The organism is Lentzea miocenica, from assembly GCF_033949945.1.
Taxonomy (GTDB): domain Bacteria; phylum Actinomycetota; class Actinomycetes; order Mycobacteriales; family Pseudonocardiaceae; genus Lentzea; species Lentzea miocenica.
Genome location: NZ_JAXAVW010000039.1, coordinates 41,340 through 57,917 on the forward strand (window position 1 = coordinate 41,340; position 16,578 = coordinate 57,917).

Annotated in this window: 15 protein-coding genes; 7 read left to right on the top strand and 8 right to left on the bottom strand. The window is 68.6% G+C overall.

Going from position 1 to position 16,578, the window contains the following annotated elements; all coding sequences use genetic code 11:
- Nucleotides 1-4: 4 nt before the first annotated feature.
- Nucleotides 5-619 carry a ClpP family protease gene (locus tag SK803_RS37250; RefSeq protein ID WP_319970896.1) on the top strand — a complete coding sequence of 205 codons (615 nt, stop codon included), beginning with the start codon at nucleotides 5-7 and terminating at the stop codon, nucleotides 617-619.
- A complete protein-coding gene (locus SK803_RS37255) occupies nucleotides 616-1,206 on the top strand; it encodes a ClpP family protease (RefSeq protein WP_319970897.1) in 591 nt (196 codons plus the stop codon). The genes SK803_RS37250 and SK803_RS37255 overlap by 4 nt, the downstream gene beginning before the upstream one ends.
- Nucleotides 1,207-1,249: 43 nt before the next feature.
- Here the strand turns inward: SK803_RS37255 and SK803_RS37260 are convergent, their stop codons facing one another.
- On the bottom strand, nucleotides 1,250-1,609 hold the full coding sequence (locus tag SK803_RS37260) for a helix-turn-helix domain-containing protein (protein WP_319970898.1): 360 nt from the start codon (nucleotides 1,607-1,609) through the stop codon (nucleotides 1,250-1,252).
- 148 nt (nucleotides 1,610-1,757) lie between these two features.
- Between SK803_RS37260 and SK803_RS37265 the strand changes: the two genes are divergently transcribed.
- Nucleotides 1,758-2,561: a calcium-binding protein gene (locus tag SK803_RS37265; protein WP_319970899.1), complete on the top strand. Its 804-nt coding sequence runs from the start codon at nucleotides 1,758-1,760 to the stop codon at nucleotides 2,559-2,561.
- 97 nt (nucleotides 2,562-2,658) lie between these two features.
- Nucleotides 2,659-3,405 (top strand): hypothetical protein, encoded by a 747-nt coding sequence (locus tag SK803_RS37270; protein ID WP_319970900.1) that lies wholly within the window; start codon nucleotides 2,659-2,661, stop codon nucleotides 3,403-3,405.
- Here the strand turns inward: SK803_RS37270 and SK803_RS37275 are convergent.
- From SK803_RS37275 to SK803_RS37290, 4 genes are read right to left on the bottom strand one after another with little or no spacing between them, the layout of a single operon-like run.
- Nucleotides 3,377-6,361: a BTAD domain-containing putative transcriptional regulator gene (locus tag SK803_RS37275; RefSeq protein WP_319970901.1), complete on the bottom strand. Its 2,985-nt coding sequence runs from the start codon at nucleotides 6,359-6,361 to the stop codon at nucleotides 3,377-3,379. The genes SK803_RS37270 and SK803_RS37275 overlap by 29 nt on opposite strands.
- Nucleotides 6,362-6,404: 43 nt before the next feature.
- Nucleotides 6,405-7,901: a tripartite tricarboxylate transporter permease gene (locus tag SK803_RS37280; protein WP_319970902.1), complete on the bottom strand. Its 1,497-nt coding sequence runs from the start codon at nucleotides 7,899-7,901 to the stop codon at nucleotides 6,405-6,407.
- Nucleotides 7,894-8,397 carry a tripartite tricarboxylate transporter TctB family protein gene (locus tag SK803_RS37285; RefSeq protein ID WP_319970903.1) on the bottom strand — a complete coding sequence of 168 codons (504 nt, stop codon included), beginning with the start codon at nucleotides 8,395-8,397 and terminating at the stop codon, nucleotides 7,894-7,896. The genes SK803_RS37280 and SK803_RS37285 overlap by 8 nt, the downstream gene beginning before the upstream one ends.
- Nucleotides 8,394-9,374, bottom strand: a complete 981-nt coding sequence (locus SK803_RS37290) for a Bug family tripartite tricarboxylate transporter substrate binding protein (RefSeq protein WP_319970904.1) — start codon at nucleotides 9,372-9,374, stop codon at nucleotides 8,394-8,396. Before SK803_RS37290 ends, SK803_RS37285 begins: the two co-directional genes overlap by 4 nt.
- Before the next feature lie 145 nt (nucleotides 9,375-9,519).
- Here SK803_RS37290 and SK803_RS37295 point away from each other — a divergent pair, with 145 nt between their 5' ends.
- Nucleotides 9,520-11,091 carry a sensor histidine kinase gene (locus tag SK803_RS37295; RefSeq protein WP_319970905.1) on the top strand — a complete coding sequence of 524 codons (1,572 nt, stop codon included), beginning with the start codon at nucleotides 9,520-9,522 and terminating at the stop codon, nucleotides 11,089-11,091.
- On the top strand, nucleotides 11,088-11,759 hold the full coding sequence (locus SK803_RS37300; RefSeq protein ID WP_319970906.1) for a response regulator: 672 nt from the start codon (nucleotides 11,088-11,090) through the stop codon (nucleotides 11,757-11,759). Before SK803_RS37295 ends, SK803_RS37300 begins: the two co-directional genes overlap by 4 nt.
- Here SK803_RS37300 and SK803_RS37305 read toward each other — a convergent pair.
- Both SK803_RS37305 and SK803_RS37310 read right to left on the bottom strand, forming a co-directional pair.
- A complete protein-coding gene (locus SK803_RS37305) occupies nucleotides 11,744-12,886 on the bottom strand; it encodes an FAD-dependent oxidoreductase (RefSeq protein WP_319970907.1) in 1,143 nt (380 codons plus the stop codon). The genes SK803_RS37300 and SK803_RS37305 overlap by 16 nt on opposite strands.
- Nucleotides 12,883-13,473 (bottom strand): PadR family transcriptional regulator, encoded by a 591-nt coding sequence (locus tag SK803_RS37310; protein WP_319970908.1) that lies wholly within the window; start codon nucleotides 13,471-13,473, stop codon nucleotides 12,883-12,885. The genes SK803_RS37305 and SK803_RS37310 overlap by 4 nt, the downstream gene beginning before the upstream one ends.
- A gap of 147 nt (nucleotides 13,474-13,620) precedes the next feature.
- Between SK803_RS37310 and SK803_RS37315 the strand changes: the two genes are divergently transcribed.
- Nucleotides 13,621-15,969, top strand: a complete 2,349-nt coding sequence (locus tag SK803_RS37315; protein ID WP_319970909.1) for a chitinase C-terminal domain-containing protein — start codon at nucleotides 13,621-13,623, stop codon at nucleotides 15,967-15,969.
- Nucleotides 15,970-16,028: 59 nt separating this feature from the next.
- Here the strand turns inward: SK803_RS37315 and SK803_RS37320 are convergent, their stop codons facing one another.
- The gene (locus SK803_RS37320) at nucleotides 16,029-16,562 is read right to left on the bottom strand and encodes a M23 family metallopeptidase (protein WP_319970910.1); all 534 of its coding nucleotides are present in this window, start codon (nucleotides 16,560-16,562) and stop codon (nucleotides 16,029-16,031) included.
- Between the last annotated feature and the right edge of the window lie 16 nt (nucleotides 16,563-16,578).

Sequence of the window (16,578 nt, forward strand, 5' to 3'; positions counted from 1 at the left end):
TGGCATGGCAGACAACGAGAAGCTGTTCAGCGCTGGGCTGCGTGAGCGGTATCTGAGTCAGCGGGTGCTGATTCTCGACGGCGCGCTCGACGACGACAACGGGACCGCGCTGGCGACGCAGATGCTGTCGCTGGCGGGTGAGGACCCGCGGCAGGACATCGCGCTGTGGATCAACTCACCTGGCGGTTCGGTGCCCTCGATGCTGGCGATCCGGGACGTGATGCGGCTGGTGCCGTGCGACGTGGCGACGCTGGCGCTGGGATTGGCGTGCAGCGCGGGACAGTTCCTGCTGTCCGCGGGGACGCAGGGCAAGCGGTTCGCGTTGCCACACGCGCGAATCCTGATGCACCAGGGGAGTTCGGGAATCGGTGGCTCGGCCGTCGAGGTCGAGGTGCAGGCGGACGACCTGCGCCACACCAGGGACACCGTGCTCGGGCTCATCGCGGAGGACACCGGCCAGCCGTTCGACCGGATCTTCACCGACTCGCTGCACGACCGTTGGTTCACCACGGACCAGGCACGCGAGTACGGGTTCATCGACCACATCGTCAGCGATCTCGGGCAGGTCGTGCCCGTGCGCAACCACAGGCTGGGACTGCACTCGGGAGTTGTCGCATGAGCACCTACACGATTCCCAACGTCATCACGCGCGACGCTCGGGGCGAGCGCGTCATGGACGTGTACTCGCACCTGCTGTCCGAGCGGATCGTCTACCTCGGCACCGGGATCGACTCCGGCGTCGCCAACGCGTTGATCGCCCAGCTGCTGCACCTGGAGGCGGACAACCCGGACCTGGAGATCAGCCTCTACATCAACTGCGAGGGCGGCGACCCGGCGGCGATGCTCGCGCTGTACGACACCATGCGCTACATCGAGGCGCCGGTGGCGACGACGTGCGTCGGGCAGGCGGTGGCGGCCGGGGCCGTGTTGCTGGCCGCGGGTGCGGAAGGGCGCCGGGCCGTGCTGCCCCACGCCAGGGTCGTGCTGCACCAGCCCGCGGCACAGGGGCGCGGCACGATCCCGGACCTGATCCTGGCGGCCGACGAGGTGGTCCGGGTGCGCACGCAGCTGGAGGAGATCCTGGCCCGGCACACCGGCCGGAGCGTGCCCGAGCTGCGGCACGACACCGACCGGGACCGGGTGTTCGACGCACTGGGCGCCGTCGAGTACGGGCTGGCCGACCGGGTGCTCGAACGCCGGGGCTAGGTGTACTGACCCGAGACGTTCCTAACGTCTCGGGTCAGTACACCTAGGCCACCAGCGCGAAAGCCATGGCGACCGGGCCCGACGGACGGCCGACGGGGCGCGAGGTGTGGAACTGGGTGCGGGCGCGCTGGAAGTGGCGGACCTGGCCGGCGATGCTGATCAACAGGTCGGCCAGGTCGACGCCCAGCGCGCCGGTGACCGCGGCGATCATCTCGCTCGACGGCTCCTTGCGGCCGCGTTCGATCTCGGACAGGTACTGCACCGAGATGCCGGCCCGCTCGGCGACGTCGACCAGGCGGTCGCCGCGCGCCTCTCTGGTCTCGCGCAGCTTCCGGCCCAGGGCCTCGCGCCACAACGGCTCGGGAAGCTCGGGAGTGCGGTTGAAGTCCAGGATCTCGGCCATGTGGTCATGGTGACAGCACCGCGACCACCGCAAAGGGGCGTTCTGCTAGGAGCAGAAAGACGGCCCTAAAACGGCCCAAAGGTGGCCGAAAGAGCGCTGAGCAGGCTGTTCCCCGCAAGGAAACGACCACCAAGGGGAGACAAACAGCATGAGAATGCTCATCGGTCTGGGTGCCGCCACCCTCGCCGCGATCGCGATGCCCGCCGTTGCGCACGCACAGCCGCACACCACGGTGTACGTGCAGAACAACGTGCTGATCGTCGAGGCCGAGGCCGGCAAGACGAACAACATCACCGTCGGCCTGGACACGGTGAACCACCGGCTCACCGTCACCGACTCCGGCGACCTGCTGGCCGTCGGCGCGGGCTGCACGCTGGGTGGCGCGAACGCCAACTGCGTCTACGAGTCCGGCGCCACGAAGCTGATCATGTCGATCCAGGTCAGGGCGAACGACCTCAACGACCGCATCAACATCGCGTACGACAACACCAACGCCGACGCGATGCCCGCCCACGTCTACGGCGAGGCGGGCAACGACGTGATCGAGACCCGCGCCAAGGGCACGATCAGCGGCGGCGACGGCGTCGACCACCTGCGGCCGAAGCGCGGTGGCGTCAACGTCTACGGCGGCACCGGTGTGGACCGGGTCGACTACAGCGTCGGCAGCGCGTTGCACCCGAACTCGGGTGTCTCGGTGACCATCGGCTCCGGCACCGACGACGGCTACGACACGCTGGCGCTCAAGGACTACGTCGCGGGTGACGTCGAGAACCTGACCGGCACCAACTTCGTCGACCACCTGGTCGGCAACGGGCTGGCCAACAGCATCGCGGCGCTGGGCGGCAACGACCTCATCTGGGGCGCGGCAGGCAACGACACGCTCAACGGCGGTCTCGGGGTCGACACCTGCCTCGACGCTGAGGACGGCGACGTCCTGGTCAGCTGCCCCTGACCTGGGGAAAGCGCGACCTTAAGACCGCTTTAAGCGAGCGCGGCATCCTTCGGGTCCGCGGGCTGGGAGAGCCCGCGGACCCGAAGGGGGATGGAACGTGAAGGTGATGAGCACCGGCCTGCTCGTGCTGAGCTTGACCAGCCCGGCGGTGGCGCACGCCGCGACCGGGGAGGTCGTGGCGGTGCAGGCCGTCAGCCCGGCGGACTCGGTGGGCAAGACCGTGTCGGTCAGCTGCCCGAGCGGGACGAAGGTCGTCGGCACCGGCGGTTCGGTGACCGGTGAGCGGACCACGATCACGCGGGTGCGGCCGAGCGCGGACCTCACCAGCGTGGAGGTCACGGCGGTCGAGCACGGTGCGGGGACCGTGCAGCCGTGGGTGGTGAAGGTGCGGGCGAACTGCGCGCCCGGCGACTTCACGCTGGTGTCCAAGAGCGACACGAAGACCGTCGAGGCGAGCTGCCCCGCCGGTCTGAAGTCGGTTGGCGTCGTGGGGGAGACCGACGGCGTGCACCTGACCAAGCTCGCGCCCAAGAACAACCTCAAGGGCGCGGTGGTCGAGGCACCTGACACGGCGAGCGTCACGGCACACGCGATCTGCGGTACCCGGCCGGGGCTGGTCCTGCGCGGTGGCAGCCCTTCGGTCGTGATGACCAAGACCGCGTCGAAGTCCGTTGCGTGTCAAGGAGACGAGCAGCCCATCAGTGCCGGCGGTGCGGTCGCCGGCGCGATCATCGACGACGTCGTCCCGGACGGCTCCGGCGCGACCGTCACCGGTGAGGCGACGGACGCGCAGGGGCAGGCCATCCGGTGGTCGATCACGCCCTACGTCGTGTGCTCCCAATGAAAACGCCTGGAAAAGGCCGCGGGTCGACCTCGATGTCGCGCATCCGTGTGACGTAGGTCTGGTAGCACCTCCGAGCCTCGCCATGGCTCCCTGCGGCGGCGAGGACGCGCACCAGCATCAGGTGCGCCGGCTCGTCGTACGGGTCGCGTTCCAGTACGCGCAGGCAGTACCTGCTCGCCAGCGCGTACTCCCCACCGGACTCGGCTCGTGCGGCGAGCACCGCCACCACCTGCAGGTAGATCAACCGGGCTTCCTCGCGCAGGCGGACCGCCCAGTCCTCGTACGGGTCCTCCTCCAGGAAGTCGCCGTGGTACGCGGACTCGGCGGCCGCCAGCAGTGACTGGGCCTCCGACGAATTCCGTTGTGCCGCGGCGAGTCCGGCCCGTGCGTCGGCGAGGAACGCGACCACGTCGACGGGCAGCACGTCCGGGTCGAGCCGGATCGCGTCACCCTCGGCCACGATTCCCGTACCGGCTCTCAAAACACTGCGGGCCGTCGACAACGCCACCGCCAGCCGGTTCGCGACCTTCTCCGGTTCCTCGTCCGGCCACAGCAGGTTTCCCAGGCCCTCACGGGTGATCGGCCTGCCGCGCCGGGCGATCAGGATCTTCACCAGGTCCCTGGCCTTGCGCGACTGCCAGGCGGCGGGCGGCAGCGGTTCACCGTCGCGCAGCACCCGGAACCCGCCCAGCGTCTGGATGAACAACGCGGGCCTGCTCGCCTTCCGGCACGTCTCGGCCACCGCTGCGGCCGCTTCGGCGAGCACCCGCGCACCGAGGTCCGCGGCCTGTTGCCGTGCCTCACCGGCGAGCTGTTCTCCTGCCGCACCACCGATCAGCATCGCCTGAGCCGTGCGCACCCGGATCTCGCCGAGCGGGTTGCCGATCTCGCGCCACAACGTCAGTGCCTGGTCGAGCAGCACCGGGTCGCGTTCCAGCACTCCCCGCAACCGCAACGCCCGCGCGAACCCCGCCCGGTCACCACGCCGGGTCGCGATCTCCGCAGCCTCCTGGCACATGTCCTTGTCGTGGTCGAGCCACCCCAGCGCGAGCAGCGCTGCCACGTTCTCGCCGTGTTCCAACGCTTTGCGCGCGTGCTCCCGCGCCAGGTCGGGATCGTCGTCGGAGAACAGCTCGGCCAGCCCGACGTGGGCCAGCACCATGTGCGGCACGGTGTTCTTGGCTGAGGCGAGCCGCAACGCCTCGTGCAGTGCGAATCCCGCCAACGCCCGGTCGCCCCGCTTGCGGTGCACCTCGCCCAGGTAGACCAGCGGTGCCGCCGCGAGCCAGCTCCCGGCCTGGTCGAACACCTTCTGCGCCGCGAGGAAGTCGGCGGCCGCCTCGTCCAACCGGCCGAGCCCGAGCAACGCCTCGCCACGGTTGTGCAGCCCGATCGCCCGATAGGTGGCGAACCCGGTGACGTCCGCGAGCGGCAGCATCTCCTCGATCTCCTGCAACGCCGCCCGGTGCTCACCCGCCTCCACGTGGTGCGAAGCCCGGTTCGACCGGATCCGGATGGCACCGAGCACGTCGCCGGCCTTCTGCGCGTGGTCGAGCGCGATGTCGTAGTGCTCGGTCAGCTCGTCGCGTTTCCCTTGCGCCGCAGCAACCATCGCGAGCACGGTGTGCGCGGTGCCGATCGCGGCGTCGTTGGTCGCCGTCTTCAACGCATCAGTTGCTTTGGACGCCGCGGCTTCGATGTCGCCCAACGCCCAGTGCGCGCTGGCGGCCGTGCTCAGCAGCATCGACTCCGCCGTCGGATCAGAACCGTCCGGAACGTATTCATCGCAGATCTTCAAAGCGTCCTGCGGCCCGCCGCGCAGATGCTGGATCCACGCCATGCGCCACGCCAGTTCCGCCGTCAGCCCGTCCTCGGTGGCCTGAGTGAAGCGGTCCGCCGCCTGCAGCCACTCACCGCGCAACTGATGTGCGACACCTTCGAGCTGCCACACCGCGGCCGTGCGTTGCTCCTCGGGAACCAGTGCCGTCGCGGTGAGCACGGCGTCCGCGCCACCCGTCCGCAGCACGTCGTCGAGCAACGCCGTGACGCCGGGCCAGTCCTCCAGCGCGGCAAGGGAATCGACCGCGCGCACGTACTCGCCTCGTGAGGTGAACCACCGCGCCGCCTCCGCGTGCACTCCGACAGCGGGTTCGAGGAACTCCCGCGCCAACGGAACCAGCGCGAACCACCCCGGTTCCGCGCGGACGTGTTCGACGAACAACCCGCGCCGCGCCAGGTCGTTCAGGATCGCCGAGGCGTCGGAATGTCCCAGCCGCACCAGAAGATCGGACGTGAATCGATCGAACGCGGCCGCGGTCCTGAGCAGCTCACGCGTCTGTTCCGGTTCCCTGCCAACCACTTCGTCGACCAGATCGCCAAGTTCCTCCACGGTGCCCGTCTCGGCGACCAAACGCACCGCGATCGGCCACCCGCCGGTGACGTCGTGCACGTCGTGACCAGCGACCACAGTGGTCTCCTCGGCCGTGAACGCCAGCTGGGCCGCGTTGATCTCGGTCAGGTCCCCGTCGACCTTCAGCCGCCGCAACGAGAACGGCGGCAGCGAACGTCCGGACAGAACCATCCTGGCACTCGGCGGCAGTTGCAGGCAGAGTGCCTCCAGCAGCTGTACGGCCGGATCTCCTCGTCTGAGCACATGTATGTCGTCCAGGACCACCAGCACGTCCTCTGGCCAGGCGTCGGCCAGCAGTCCGGCGATGGCGTGCGCCCGTCCGGCTTCGTCCTCACCGGACAGTGCCGGGACACTGGTCCAACTGGCAGACAAGGCGATGGCCATCGGCTGCAACAGCCGATGGCCTTCCTGGCAGGTGTGCCACACGACCGGACGGTCGGTGTCCGCTTGCGTCAGCAGCGTTGTCTTGCCGTAACCGGCGGGTGCGACGAGAGTCGTGAGCCTCGTCGTGCAGAGCAGCCCCTCGAGCCGGGGCCGCCGGATCACCGTTGTCCTCCCACGACCCAAGATCGTCGCGCACGCCGTTGCGTTACACCAGAGTTTCCGCCTTCTTCCGGCGCACCCGCACCACGACCGCCACGGCCAGCAGCACCACGAGGACGCTGTAGGCGACCGCCGCGAACGGACTGGTCACCAACGCGCTCAAGGAGCCCTCGCTGATCTGCAACGTGCGCCGGACCTGTTCCTCCGCCATCGGCCCCAGGATCAGCCCGACCACCAGCGGCGCGACCGGATATCCGTGCCGCCGCATGAAGAACCCGGCGACACCGATGATCAGCAGCACGATCAGGTCGTCCACCACGAAGTTCACCGCGTAGGTGCCCAGCGCCGCGAACAGCAGGATGCCCGCGTACAGGTACGGCCGCGGAATCTGCAGCACCTTCACCCACATCTTCACCAACGGCAGGTTCAGCACGAGCAGCATCACGTTGCCGATGTACAGCGACGCGATCAACGCCCACACCATCGCCGAGTTGTTGGTGAACAGCAGCGGTCCGGGCTGGATGCCGTAGCTCTGAAAAGCCGCCACGATCACCGCGGCCGTCGCCGTCGTCGGCAGGCCCAGAGTCAGCAGCGGCACCAGAACACCTGCCGCGGCAGCGTTGTTGGCCGCCTCCGGACCCGCCACCCCCTCGATCGCGCCGTGCCCGAACTCCTCAGGCTTCTTCGAGAGCTTCTTCTCCGCCGCGTAGGACACGAAGGTCGACACGTCCGCGCCACCGGCGGGCACGGTGCCGATCGGGAACCCGATGAACGTGCCGCGCAGCCAAGGTTTCCAGGAGCGCGCCCAGAACTCGCGGGTCATCCACTTGCCGCCGACCGGGATCACCTCGATCGGCCCGTGCCGCAACCTCGACGCCACGTACAGCGCCTCGCCGACCGCGAACACGCCGACCGCCACCACGACCACGTCGATGCCGTCGGCCAGCGTGGACACCCCGAGGGTGAACCGCTGCTGACCCGACAGGGTGTCCGTGCCGATCAGGCCGATGAACAGGCCGAGCCCCAACGACGCCAGGCCGCGCACCGGAGACGAGCCGAGCAGCGCCGCAACGGTCGTGAACGCCACCACCATCAGCGCCACGTAGTCGGCCGGTCCGAGGGTCACCGCGATGTCCGCGATGGTCGGCGCCAGCAGCGTCAGCAACACCGTGGCGATCGTGCCCGCCACGAACGACCCGATCGCAGCGGTCGCCAACGCTGCCGCGCCACGTCCGGCGCGTGCCATTTTGTTGCCCTCTAAGGCAGTCACGATCGACGCTGACTCACCCGGCGTGTTGAGCAGGATCGAGGTCGTCGATCCGCCGTACATGCCGCCGTAGTAGATGCCCGCGAAGATGATCAGTGCCGCCGTCGGGTCCAGCGTGTAGGTCAACGGCAGCAGCAACGCCACCGTCATGGCCGGTCCGATGCCCGGCAGCACGCCGACGGCCGTGCCGAGCGTGACGCCCAGCAGCGCGTAGAGCAGGTAGGCGGGCTGCGCGGCGGTGGCGAAACCCTCCAGCAGAGCGGTGATGCTATCCATCGAGGAACGGCACCCCTTCGAAGATCCCGGCGGGCAGCGAGAGGCCCAGTCCGGACGCGAACACCACCTGCACGACCAGCGCCAGCGCCACCGCGATCGGCAGCGCGCGCCACCAGACCGCACCCAGCGTCCACGCCGCGCCGAAGAACAGCACGGTCGCCGCGACCGGCCAGCCGACCAGGTCGATCAGCACCAGATGTGCGATGAGCACGGCCACCAGCTTGCCCACGGTGACCCAGTCGGTGCGGCTGTCGACGGCGACGTCCTCGCCCTCCTCGGCCTGGCCGAGCTTGCCGCGGGCGGTGGCGATGATCGCCGCCACGCCCGTCGCGACGAGGAGAACCCCTACCGCGTAAGGGAAAGCACGCGGCCCGACCGCGTTGTCCGCACGCGCGGCGATCGTGGTCGCGTCGAGGAGGGTGAAAACCCCGATCGCCGCGACCAGACCGCCGAACACGTACTCCTCGACTTTTGCCGAGATCTTTCCTGAGATCACTTCACGAGCCCGATGCTCTGCAGCGCGGGGCGGATGCGGCCGATCTCCTTGTTCAGGAACGTGGAGAACTCGCTGCCGCTGAGGAACGTGTCGGTCCAGCCCTTCTTGGTCAGCTCTTCCTTCCACTGCGGGCTCGCGTGCATGTCGGTGACGAGCTTGGTCAGCCGGTCCTTGGCCTCGGGGGAGATCCCGCCCGGCGCCACCACGCCGCGCCAGTTCGTGAGCTCGACGCCCAGGTTGAGCTCCTTGAAGGTCGGCACCTTCAGCGTCGGGTCCTGGTTGGGGCCGGACGTGCCGAGCGCGCGCAGCTTGCCCGCCTTGATCTGCTCGCGGTACTCGCCGATGCCGGAGATGCCCGCGTCGACCTTCTTGCCCAGCAACGCGGCCAGCGACTCGCCACCGCCCGAGTAGGGCACGTAGTTCAGCTTGTCCGGCGAGATGTCCTTCGCCTTGAGCAGCAGCCCGGCGAGGATGTGGTCGGTGCCGCCGGCCGAACCGCCGGTGATCGACACGCCCTTGCCCTTCTCCGCGACGGCCGCCAGCAGGTCGTCGACCGACTTGTACGGCGAGTCGGCGGGCACCACCAGCACCTCGTCCTCGGCGGTCAGCCGCGCGATCGGGGTGGTGTCCTCCAGCCGCGCCGTGGACGCGTTGGTCTCCACCGCACCGACCATGACCAGGCCGGTGATCATCAGGTAGGAGGTGGACCGCTCGTTCGCGAGCTTCTGCAGGCCGACCGTGCCACCCGCGCCGCCCACGTTGCTGACCTGCACGGATCCGGCGAGCTTCGCCCCGGACACGGCCGCGGACATGGCGCGTGCCGTCTGGTCCCAGCCGCCGCCGGGGTCGGCCGGCGCCATGATCTCCAGCTTGCCGATGGCGTCACCGCCGCCGGAGCTCTTCGCCGCCTGACCGCATCCCGCGAGCACCAGTCCGACCGCGGTCAACGCGACCGCTCGTCTCCAGCCTGCACCCATCGAGCCCACTCCTCAGCTTCGTTGCCGGACGTTGGGCGGGAACGCTAGGTATGACGGCTGCGTAAACGTGTGCATCGGTCGTAAAAGACGTATTGGTCGTTTAGTTCGTGACGCGGTTCACACTGGTTGCGCAAGAATGCACTCCATGTTTCGCCGGTCCCTCTCGCTGGGCGTGTCGCTCCTGGTGTTGCAGGCGGTCATCGTGCTGATGACGACCTCTGCCGCCGGGCTGCTCGCGGCCAAGTTGCAGAGCGACCGCATCCGCGAGGCGTACAAGGACCGGATGCTGTCCGTCGCGGAGAGCGTCGCTCGGCTGCCCACGGTCGTGCAGGCGTTCGACTCACCGGAACCGTCCGCGACCATCCAGCCGCTGGCGGAGCTGATCCGCAAGGCCTCGCAGGTCACGTACGTCGTGGTCACCGATCGCAACGGCGTCCGGTACGCCCACCCCGATCCGAAACGCATCGGCGAACGCGTCTCCACCGACCCGAGCACGCCGCTGTCCGGTGAGGTGTTCGTCGGCACCGAGACCGGCACGCTCGGCACGTCCCTGCGGGCGAAGGTGCCGGTGCGGGCCGCCGACGGGCGGATCATCGGGATGGCCTCGGTCGGCATCCTGGAGAGCCAGCTGTCCGACGACCTCGCCGAGGACCTGCCCCAGCTGATCGGGTGGCTGGCGGCGGCCGCGCTGGTCGGGGTGCTCGGCGCGGCACTGGTCACGCAACTGGTCCGGCGCCGCACGTTCCGGCTCGAACCAGCGGAGATCGCGCAGCTGCTGGAGACCAGGGACGCGATGCTGCACGGCATCCGCGAGGGCGTGGTGGCCGTGGACGACCGCCAGCGGCTGGCGCTGGTCAACGACGAGGCGATGCGGTTGCTCGGTCTCACTGACGACCCCACCGGTCAGCCGGCGGAGGAAGTCCTCGACGACGGGCTGCTGGACCTGGCGCGGTCGGTGGACGACGTGGCGGACCGGCTCGTGCTGGCCGGGGAACGGGTTCTGGTCGCGAACCGCATGACCGCGAAGACACACGACCGTGCCGTCGGTGTCGTGCTGACGTTGCGCGATCGCACTGAGTTGCACGACGCGTTGCGCGAACTGGACGGCCAACGGACCGTGACGGAAGTGCTGCGGGCACAGGCGCACGAATTCTCCAACCACCTGCACGTCATCGGCGGGCTGCTGGACCTGGAGCGGCAGTCCGACGCCGTCGCCTACATCGAACGGGTCGGCGGCGCGGGCTCGCTCACCGCGGACATCATCGACGGCGCGAACGCGGACCCGGCGCTGGCGGCGTTGCTGCTGGCCAAGTCCTCCACGGCGCACGAACGCGGCGTGGAGCTGCGGCTGGATCCGGAGAGCTCGGTGGACATCCGGGCGGGCGACGACGCGTTGACCGTGCTGGGCAACCTGCTCGACAACGCGGTGGACGCCGTCGAGACCGGCGGCGTCGTGCGCGTGCTGGTGCGTTCGTCGGTCACGGGAGTGCGGGTCGTCGTGGACGACGACGGTCCGGGAGTGGCTGAGTCACAACGTGGTCGCATCTTCGACCTGGGCGTGAGTTCGAAGGATGTAATGGGAGCGCACGGCCGGGGGATAGGACTTGCATTGGTGTCGAGGGTGGTGACCCGGCGCAGCGGCCGGGTGGCGATCACCGACTCGGAGCTCGGCGGCGCGTCGTTCGACGTGTGGCTGCCGGAAACGGGGAACCGATGAGCGTGCGGACGCTGGTCGTCGACGACGACTTCGCGGTGGCCGCGATCCACCGGGGTTTCCTGGAGGCGATGCCCGAGTTCGAGGTGGTCGGCGAGGCCCACCGCGGCGGCGAGGCGTTGCGGGCGGTGGAGGCGTTGCGGCCGGACCTGGTGCTGCTGGACATCCACCTGCCCGACATGTCCGGGCTCGAGGTGCTGGCCCGGCTGCGTGCCCGCAGCGGGCCGCCGGTCGACGTCATCGCGGTCACGGCCGCCCGCGAACGGGAAACCGTGCGGCAGGCCATGTCCAGAGGCGTGGACAACTACCTGGTGAAGCCGTTCACGCGAACGGCGTTCCTGGACCGGATGCGGGAGTACCTGGCCCAGCGCATCGAGGTGCAGCGGCTGGGGCAGGTGCTGGACCAGGACGAGGTCGACCAGCTGATGCACCACCGGCCGCGTGCTTTGGTGATGCCCAAGGGGTTGTCGGCCGTGACGCTGCGGCTGGTGACGGACGCGTTGCGGGACAGCGAAAGCGATCTGTCGGCGCAGGAGGTGGGAGAGCGGGCCGGGATGTCACGCGTGAGCGCGCGCCGTTATCTGGAGCACCTCGTGACGATCGGGAAGGCCGAGGTGCAACCGCGGTACGGCATGGCGAACCGGCCCGCGCACGGTTACCGGCTGACCTGAGCGTCCCAGTCGATGCGGTAGTTCTGGTCTTTCGTGAACGCCTTGGCGCCGAAGGTCTTCATCACGACCGGCATGAGCAACCGGGTCAGGAAGCCCATCCCGCGCTTGTCGCTGTTGGTCCTGGCCGCGCGGGCCGCGATCCGTTCGACCCGCGGGCGCCGCAGCTGCTCGTAGGTCGCGAAAGCCGTCGGCAGGTCCGGGATGTCACGCAGGCACCTGGCCAGCTGCACCGCCGACTCGGCCGCCAGTGACGCGCCCTGGCCGGAGCTGGCGCTGGGCGCGTGGGCCGAGTCACCGACCAGGACCATCCGGTCGCGGTACCAGCGCGGCACGCTCGGCATGATCTCCAACGGGCCCGCGCCGATCACCTCGTCGCTGTGGGCCAGGAGCTGCTTCGCGGGAACGTCGTCGCCGTAGGCTTCGCGCAGGCGCTCGAACCACGTGGTGGCGGGGATCGCGTTGACCTCGGCCGGTGTCATCGGCCGGTCGACCGCGAGGTTGTTGAACCAGGCGATGCTGCCGTCCGGCTGTTCCCAGTAGCCGAGGAACGAGCTGCCGAACACGAAGTACATCGTCTCCGGGTCGCCGTGCACGCCGCTGTCCCTGGCGTACGAGCCGAACCCGAGCAGGCCGACGTACTCCGGTTGCGGCGCCTGGGGATCGATGATCGTGCGCACCGCCGAACGGATGCCGTCGGCACCGATCAGCACGTCGCCTTCCTCGGTGCTGCCGTCGGAAAACGTGGCGGTGACGCCGTTATCGCGACACTCGACGTCGACGAGCCGTTTGCCGTACTCCATCTTGATCTTCTGCGACACCGTGAGGTCGTGCAGCCGCTGGTAGAGCTCGGCGCGAGCCACCACCCGGCTCATGTCGCCCGTGATGCGACCCAGCGTGCGGCCCTTCGCGTCGGCCATCACCATGGTGCGCAAGGGTTCGCCGAAGTCGGGTGTCAGGCCGACGAGCCGCAGCGCCGCCAACCCGTTGGGCGCCAAGGACAGCATGCCGCCGATTCCGTGCGCACTCGTGTCGTACGCCTCGAAGACCACCGAGTCGATGCCGGCCTTCTGCAGGGCGAGCGCGGTGACCGGTCCCGCGATGCCGCCCCCGATGACTAACGCTTTCATGTGTTCCTCCCGAAAACCTCGTGCCACCGGCGCTGGTAGTCGGCCTGTGACAGTTCCCCCGTGAGCTTCTCGACCAGCCGCAGTTCGGCCTCCAGCACCGAGATCCGGTAGTCCTCCTCGACGAGGAAGATCCACTCGACCCCGTCGCCGGTGGCCTTGGCGACCATCGCGCGGGTGTCGTCGAGGACCTTGGTGAGCGCCGCGGCGCGGGTGTGGAGCAGTTCCACGGTCTCCGCCGGGTCCAGCACCGAGATCAGGGACAGCGCCACGCCGAACTGCGGGTACTCGTGGACCGGGTCGCGGACGAGTTCGCGCATCCAGTCGTACAGCTCGTCACGCCCGGTGTCGGTCAACGCGTAGACCGTGCGTTCAGGCCGTTGGGTGTCCTTGACGGTCTCCTGCTCGGTGACGAAGCCGGCCTTCAACAGCTGCTCGAAGACCATGTAGAGCGACCCGCGGTTGTACTTGATGTCGCGGTCCTTGCCCGTCTCCTTGAGCTGTTTGCCCAGCTCATAGGGATGCTGTGGGCCCATCACGAGAAATGCCAGCACAGCCAGGGCCAGCGGGTTCGACACCTTGCGACGCACTGCGACCTCCTTGGTCGATCTCAACTATCCGATGCTGACTAGTCGATGTCAACTATTTGATGCATTGGTCTATACCTCGTATTGACCGGGACACGTCCCGGTTCCAGACTTGGTGGTACAGGCCGCCTCCCTGCAAGGAGGTTCGGCATGCGCAGAACCCTCTCCAGAAAGATCCTTCCCCTGCTGGCGGCCCTGGTCACTCTCGCGGGTCTCGTGGTCGTCTCGCTGGTCAGCCCGAACGTGTCTCTCGCCGCGGGGCACGAGGACTGCCGCCCGGACGGTCTGTACCGCACGCCCGGCGTCGACACCCCGTACTGCGCCGTCTACGACACCGCCGGTCGCGAGAAGATGGGCGACAAGACCCGCCGCGTGATCGGGTACTTCACCAACTGGCGCACCGGCAAGAACGGCGCGCCCGCCTACCTGGCGAGCAACATCCCGTGGACCAAGATCACCCACATCAACTACGCGTTCGCGGGCATCGGCACGGACAACCGGATCTCGGTGGGACCCGCTGGCGCGAACAACGCGTCGACGGGCATGGAGTGGCCGGGCGTTCCCGGCGCGGAGATGGACCCGGCGCTGTCGTACAAGGGGCACTTCAACCTGCTGACCAAGTACAAGAAGCAGTACCCGAACGTGAAGACACTGATCTCGATCGGTGGCTGGGCCGAGTCGGGCGGGATCCTGAACCCGGACGGCACCCGCAACGCCACCGGTGGCTTCTACAAGCTCGCGCAGTCGCAGGCGTCGATCAACACGTTCGCCGACTCGGTCGTGGCCTTCCTGCGGCAGTACGGGTTCAACGGCGCGGACATCGACTACGAGTACGCGACGTCGAACAACTACGCCGGCAACCCGGACGACTTCTGGATCTCCAACGCCAACCGCGGCACGTTGTGGGCGGGCTACGAGAACCTGATGAAGACCTTGCGCGACAAGCTGGACCGGGCGGGTGTCGCGGACGGCAAGCACTACCTGCTCACGGCCGCGGTGCCGGCCAGCGGCTGGTTGTTGCGCGGCCAGGAGGTCTACGGCGTCACGCGGTACCTCGACTACCTCAACATCATGAGCTACGACCTGCACGGCGCGTGGAATCACTTCGTGGGCCCGAACGCGGCGTTGTACGACAACGGCCAAGACGCCGAGCTCGCGCACTGGCAGGTGTACACGACACCGCAGTACGACGGTCAGGGTTATCTCAACACCGACTGGGCCTATCACTACTTCCGCGGCGCGATGCAGGCCGGCCGGATCAACATCGGCGTCGGCTTCTACACCCGTGGCTGGAGAGGCGTCACCGGTGGCACGAGCGGGATGTGGGGCCGCGCGGCCCTACCGAACCAGGCGCAGTGCCCGCCGGGCACCGGCGGCACCGTGGGGTCGACCGTCCCCTGCGGCAACGGGGCGATCGGCATCGACAACCTGTGGCACGACGATCTCAACGGCATGGAGGTGCCGTCGGGCGTGAACCCCATGTGGCACGCCATGAATCTGCAGAACGGCATCACGCCGGACTACCTGACCAAGTACGGTCTCGACCCGGTCAACGACCCCGACGACCGCGTCACCGGCACCTACTCCCGCAACTACAACAGCACGATGGTGACCCCGTGGCTGTGGAACAGTTCCAAGGGCGTGTTCCTGTCCACTGAGGACGACGCGTCGATCGCGGCCAAGGCGAGCTACGTCGCCGGCAAGGGCATCGGCGGCGTCATGATCTGGGAACTGGCCGGCGACTACGCCTTCGACAGCGCCAAGAACCAGTACTACATCGGCGACACGCTGATCTCGAAGCTCAACGACGGCCTGCGCGGCGCCGCTCCCTATGGCGCGTCGAAGGCCGGCCGCACGATGCCTTCTTCCGTGCTCAACGTCAACGTGAGCGTGTCAGGGTTCGCGCTGGGCGACGCCAACTACCCGATCAACCCGACGATGCGGATCACCAACAACTCCACCACGACGATTCCCGGCGGGACCCGCGTCGAGTTCGACTACGGCACCAGCGCGCCGGGCAGCATGACCGACCAGTCCGGCTTCGGGCTCTCCGTGGCGACCCGCGGCCACAGCGGTCCCAACGTCGGCGGGCTGCGCGGCGACTTCCAGCACGTCGTCGTGACGCTGCCGAGCTGGCAGACCATCGCGCCGAACGCGTCGGTCGACGTCCGGCTGAACTACTACATGCCGATCGCGTCGCCGTCGAACTTCACGTTCACCTTTGGCGGCACCAGTTACGCCATCGCGGCCGACCTGCCGCGCGGCGGCGGCAACCCACCGACGACCACCTCGACCACGACGTCCACCACGACTTCCACAACGACGACAACCACCACGACCACGACCAACCCAGGCGGAAGTGCCTGGGCTCCCAACACCTTCTACGCCACCGGCGCTCAGGTGACCTACGGCGGCGCGACTTATCGCTGCCGTCAGGCGCACACGTCGCTCACCGGTTGGGAACCGCCGAACGTTCCGGCGCTGTGGGAACGCGTCTGAGGTCGTAGCCCGTCGCAGGGAGCGCCCCCTTGCCGTGACGGCAAGGGGGCGTCTGCGGATCAGCAGTTGGCGCTCTTCGTCGAGATGTCGCCGTAGTAGGTCACGGCCTTGCCGTGCAGGACCGCCTTGACGTCGTTGCCGTTGAGGCGCTGTTCGTAGTGCAGGTGGGTGTAGGTCTGACCACCGCTCTTGCCGACCGTGCCGACCCGCGCGCCACGGGCGACCCTCTGGCCGTCCCTCACCGCGACCGAGCCCAGGTGGGCGTAGTAGGTGGCCCAGCCGCCGCCGTGGTTGATCACGACGTAGTTGCCGTAGCCCGAGGCCGCGTAACGCACGTCGACGGTGCCGCCGGCGCTGGCGATCACCGGCTTGCCCGCGTCGGAGTCGCCGCTGCCCATGTTGAAGTCGATGGCGTACAACGGGTTGTGGTTCGACCGCGTGCCGGCGCGCCAGATCTGGCCGCACGGGAACGGCATCTCGAACGCCGGTCGGGCCATGACGTCCACAGTGGACTCTTGGGCGGTGGCGGTGGTCGTGAACGCGAGTGGTGCCAGCAGCGCGAGCGCTGCGACGGCCAGGCGACTGATCCTCATGATTGCCCCTCTCCAG